We start from the raw sequence: 5357 nt of genomic DNA, 5'->3' as shown, positions 1-5357 counted from the left end.
TTTTTTTATTTAATATGTTAAAATCAAATAGTAAGTTTTTCAAATAAATTTTTATTTGATGCATTTTGAAATTTTCAAAAGAAACTTTTCTTTGGAGGGGTAGCGAAGTGGTTAAACGCAGCAGTCTGTAAAACTGTTCCGTGAGGTACGTTGGTTCGAATCCATCCCCCTTCACCATTATTAAATTTTTTGAAATAAAATGTAAAAAAAGATTGAAATAATTGATTTTACATGTTATAATTAATTTGTTAGTTTTGCGAATTTATTTTTTTTAATCGCATTCATTAATAAATAAAAATAATTTTTTAATTCTTTGAAAACTGAAGATGATATTTTATTAAAATTTTTTAAATATTTAAATCATGAAATTTTCTTTTTTAATTAATTCGTTAAAAAAGCAAATCAAAACAAAACGAAGAGTTTGATCCTGGCTCAGGATGAACGCTGGCGGCGTGCCTAATACATGCAAGTCGAACGGAAACCTTCGGGTTTTAGTGGCGAACGGGTGAGTAACACGTAAGCAACCTGCCCTTAAGACGAGGATAACAATTGGAAACAGTTGCTAAGACTGGATAGGAAAAGTGAAGGCATCTTTACTTTTTTAAAAGACCTTCTTTGAAGGTATGCTTAAGGAGGGGCTTGCGACACATTAGTTAGTTGGCAGGGTAAAGGCCTACCAAGACTATGATGTGTAGCTGGACTGAGAGGTTGAACAGCCACATTGGGACTGAGACACGGCCCAAACTCCTACGGGAGGCAGCAGTAGGGAATTTTCGGCAATGGAGGAAACTCTGACCGAGCAACGCCGCGTGAACGATGAAGTACCTCGGTATGTAAAGTTCTTTTATTAAGGAAGAAAAAAGAGTGGAAAAACTCCCTTGACGGTACTTAATGAATAAGCCCCGGCTAATTATGTGCCAGCAGCCGCGGTAATACATAAGGGGCGAGCGTTATCCGGAATTATTGGGCGTAAAGGGTGCGTAGGCGGTTTAATAAGTCTATAGTTTAATTTCAGCGCTTAACGCTGTTGTGCTATAGAAACTGTTTTACTAGAGTGAGATAGAGGCAAGCGGAATTCCATGTGTAGCGGTAAAATGCGTAAATATATGGAGGAACACCAGAGGCGTAGGCGGCTTGCTGGGTCTTTACTGACGCTGAGGCACGAAAGCGTGGGGAGCAAACAGGATTAGATACCCTGGTAGTCCACGCCGTAAACGATGAGTACTAAGTGTCGGGTAAAACCGGTACTGAAGTTAACACATTAAGTACTCCGCCTGAGTAGTACGTACGCAAGTATGAAACTTAAAGGAATTGACGGGACTCCGCACAAGCGGTGGATCATGTTGTTTAATTCGAAGATACACGAAAAACCTTACCAGGTCTTGACATTTTCTTGCGAAGTTATAGAAATATAATGGAGGTTATCAGGAAAACAGGTGGTGCATGGTTGTCGTCAGCTCGTGTCGTGAGATGTTAGGTTAAGTCCTAAAACGAGCGCAACCCTTGTCGTTAATTGCCAGCATGTAATGATGGGGACTTTAACGAGACTGCCAATGAAAAATTGGAGGAAGGTGGGGATTACGTCAAATCATCATGCCCCTTATGATCTGGGCTACAAACGTGATACAATGGTTGATACAAAGAGTAGCTGAAACGCGAGTTCTTAGCCAATCTCATAAAATCAATCTCAGTTCGGATTGAAGTCTGCAACTCGACTTCATGAAGTTGGAATCGCTAGTAATCGTGAATCAGCATGTCACGGTGAATACGTTCTCGGGGTTTGTACACACCGCCCGTCAAACCACGAAAGTTGGCAATACCCCAAAGCGGTCACCTAACTTCGCAAGAAGAAGGATCCGTCTAAGGTAGGGTCGATAATTGGGGTTAAGTCGTAACAAGGTATCCCTACCGGAAGGTGGGGATGGATCACCTCCTTTCTAAGGAAACAATAAAATTATCATCTTCAGTTTTGAAAGACTTAAAAAATTAATAAGTTTTTCTTTTTTAAGGCATTAAGGGCCTATAGCTCAGCTGGTTAGAGCACACGCCTGATAAGCGTGAGGTCGGTGGTTCAAGTCCATTTAGGCCCACCAGTTTATTTTAAAAGTTATAAGCGCTGTCTTAAAAAAAGTTCTTTGAAAAGTAGATAAACATAGTAAAATCAAAAAAATTGAAGGAATTAAGAGCGCATAGTGGATGCCTTGGCACCAAGAGCCGATGAAGGACGCAATTAACGGCGATACGCCACGGGGAGTTGTAAATAAATGAAGATCCGTGGATTTCCGAATGGGGAAACCTACTATAATAACATTATAGTTTTTTGATTTTCGAATCAAAAAGGGATACGCAGTGAACTGAAATATCTAAGTAACTGCAGGAAAAGAAAGTAATAACGATTCTGGTAGTAGTGACGAGCGAATCCGGAAGAGCCTGATACCGCCACTAGTTACAAAATTTTAACCAACTTGAAGTTTTTGGGAAAAAACACCAAAGAAGGTGATAGTCCTGTAAGGGTAAGTTAAAATCTAGGGTATCGAAAAGTACGGCGAGACACGAGAAATCTTGTTGGAACATAGGGAGGACCATCTCCTAAGGCTAAATACTACTTGGTGACCGATAGTGAACTAGTACCGTGAGGGAAAGGTGAAAAGAACCCCGGAAGGGGAGTGAAATAGATCCTGAAACTATGTGCTTACAATTAGTTAGAGCTCGTTAATGAGTGATAGCTTGCCTTTTGCAGAATGAACCGGCGAGTTATGATATATAGCAAGGTTAAGTTTGAAGGAACGAAGTCGTAGCGAAAGCGAGTCTTAATAGGGCGTTTAGTTTTATGTCATAGACCCGAAACTGAAGTGAGCTAGCCATGAACAGGTTGAAGTTTGGGGACAACCAAATGGAGGACCGAACCAGGACACGTTGAAAAGTGTTTGGATGATTTGTGGCTAGAGGTGAAATTCCAATCGAACTCAGAGATAGCTGGTTCTCCCCGAAATAGCTTTAGGGCTAGCGTTAATTAAGAAATTTTAATGAAGGTAGAGCACTAAATGATTGAGGGCTCCACCTCGGGGTACCGATATCAATTAAACTCCGAATGTCATTAAAAACAATTAGCAGTCAGACTGTGGGTGATAAGGTCCATGGTCAAAAGGGAAAGAGCCCAGACCGTCAGCTAAGGTCCCTAAATTAATGTTAAGTGGAAAAGGAAGTAGAGACGTTTAAACAATTAGGAAGTTGGCTTAGAAGCAGCCATCTTTTAAAGAGTGCGTAATAGCTCACTAATCTAATGACTCTGCACCGAAAATTTAACGGGGCTAAAACATTATACCGAAGCTACGGATATAAAAATAATTTATTATTTTTAATATGGTAGGGGAAGCGTTCTGACATCGATGAAGCCATAGCGGAAGCAGTGGTGGAGAGGTCAGAAGTGAGAATGCCGGTGTAAGTAACGAAAAGATAGGTGAGAATCCTATCCGTCAAAAACCCAAGGTTTCCAGGGGCAGGTTCGTCCGCCCTGGGTTAGTCAGGTCCTAAGGCGAGGCAGAAATGCGTAGTCGATGGCAAGCAGGCTAAAATTCCTGCACTAAGAAAACAACTGATGGAGCTACAAAACAGGCTAAGCACACCCTTTATTGGATTAGGGTAGAAGAACCGAGTTTGAGAAGATAGGCAAATCCGTCTTCTTATTCTAAAAAATAAGGTTTGAAGGTAACGTGACTGAAGTCATATTTTCAAGAAAAACTTCTAGGGCTAATTGTTTTTTTACCTGTACCGTAAACCGACACAGGTGGGAAGGTAGAGTATACTAAGACGCGCGAGAAAACTCTTGTTAAGGAACTCGGCAAAATGACTCCGTAACTTCGGGATAAGGAGAGCTTTTATGATAAAAAGTAAAAGCCGCAGAGAATAGGCCCAAGCGACTGTTTATCAAAAACATAGGTCCCTGCTAAACCGTGAGGTGATGTATAGGGGCTGATGCCTGCCCGGTGCTGGAAGATTAAGAGGAGATGTCAAAGGTAACTTGAAGCATTGAATTGAAGTCCCAGTGAACGGCGGCCGTAACTATAACGGTCCTAAGGTAGCGAAATTCCTTGTCGGGTAAGTTCCGACCCGCACGAAAGGCATAACGATTTGGGCGCTGTCTCAACAAGAGTCTCGGTGAAATCAAATTACCGGTGAAAATGCCGGTTACCCGCGACAGGACGAAAAGACCCCATGGAGCTTTACTGTAGCTTAATATTGAAATTGAAAATTGCATGTAGAGGATAGGTGGGAGACTGTGAAATTAGGACGCTAGTTCTAATGGAGTCATCCTTGGAATACCACCCTTGTTATTTTTAGCTTCTAACCTGCATAAGTGTATTATGAGGGACAGTGTTTGGTGGGCAGTTTGACTGGGGCGGTCGCCTCCTAAAGAGTAACGGAGGCGTTCAAAGGTACCCTCAAAATGGTCGGAAATCATTTTAAGAGCGTAAAGGTAAAAGGGTGCTTAACTGCGAGACCTACAAGTCGAGCAGGAACGAAAGTTGGACTTAGTGATCTTACGGTACCGTATGGAAGGGCCGTGACTCAACGGATAAAAGCTACCCTGGGGATAACAGGCTTATCGCTTCCGAGCGTTCACAGCGACGAAGCGGTTTGGCACCTCGATGTCGGCTCATCGCATCCTGGAGCTGGAGAAGGTTCCAAGGGTTGGGCTGTTCGCCCATTAAAGCGGAACGCGAGCTGGGTTCAGAACGTCGTGAGACAGTTCGGTCTCTATCCGTCGTGGGCGTTGGAAATTTGCAAGGAGCTGTCCCTAGTATGAGAAGACCGGGATGGATATACCGCTGGTGTTTCAGTTGGTTCGCCAGAGCCACAGCTGAGTAGCTATGTATAGAAAGGATAAACACTGAAAGCATCTAAGTGTGAAGCCTCCCTTAAGATGAGATTTCCCTATGAGATCCCTGGAAGACTACCAGGTTGATAGGCTAGAGGTGTAAGAATAGTGATATTTTCAGCTGACTAGTACTAATAGATCCATTGACTTTGATTTTTTTGAAATAACTATGGTTATCTAGTTTTGAAAGATCCTTGGTGATTTAGTCAAGGGGAAACACCTGTTCCCATTCCGAACACAGCAGTTAAGCCCTTAAACCCCGACAATAGTTTTTCGTATGGAAAGTGAAGATAGGTTTTTGCCAAGGATTACTTGAAAAATTACTTTTAAAAAGAGGATTAGCTCAGTTGGGAGAGCGTCTGCCTTACAAGCAGAATGTCGGGGGTTCAAGTCCCTCATCCTCTACCAATTTTTACAATCACAATTTTAAAGCCAAAATAGCTCAATAGGTAGAGCAACTGACTTGTAATCAGTAGGT

General features: G+C 42.1%; 3 tRNA genes and 3 rRNA genes. All 6 read left to right on the top strand.

Features of this window, described 5'->3' with window-relative positions:
* Positions 1-93: 93 nt before the first annotated feature.
* The 6 genes from RI68_RS00450 (at position 94) to RI68_RS00425 (ending at position 5287) form a co-directional block, all read left to right on the top strand.
* Positions 94-177 (top strand) — tRNA-Tyr (locus tag RI68_RS00450).
* 232 nt (positions 178-409) lie between these two features.
* A 16S ribosomal RNA gene (locus RI68_RS00445) occupies positions 410-1937 on the top strand.
* 79 nt (positions 1938-2016) lie between these two features.
* Positions 2017-2093, top strand: a tRNA-Ile gene (locus tag RI68_RS00440).
* Between the two features lie 76 nt (positions 2094-2169).
* A 23S ribosomal RNA gene (locus RI68_RS00435) occupies positions 2170-5035 on the top strand.
* Between the two features lie 37 nt (positions 5036-5072).
* A 5S ribosomal RNA gene (gene rrf / locus RI68_RS00430) occupies positions 5073-5186 on the top strand.
* The 16S, 23S and 5S rRNA genes sit together here with 3 tRNA genes alongside, the layout of an rRNA operon.
* A gap of 25 nt (positions 5187-5211) precedes the next feature.
* A tRNA-Val gene (locus RI68_RS00425) sits at positions 5212-5287 on the top strand.
* Positions 5288-5357 lie beyond the last annotated feature (70 nt).

This window comes from Vaccinium witches'-broom phytoplasma str. VAC, assembly GCF_000309405.1.
Lineage (GTDB): Bacteria > Bacillota_I > Bacilli_A > Acholeplasmatales > Acholeplasmataceae > Phytoplasma.
This window is presented reverse-complemented; position numbering and strand designations above follow the sequence as displayed.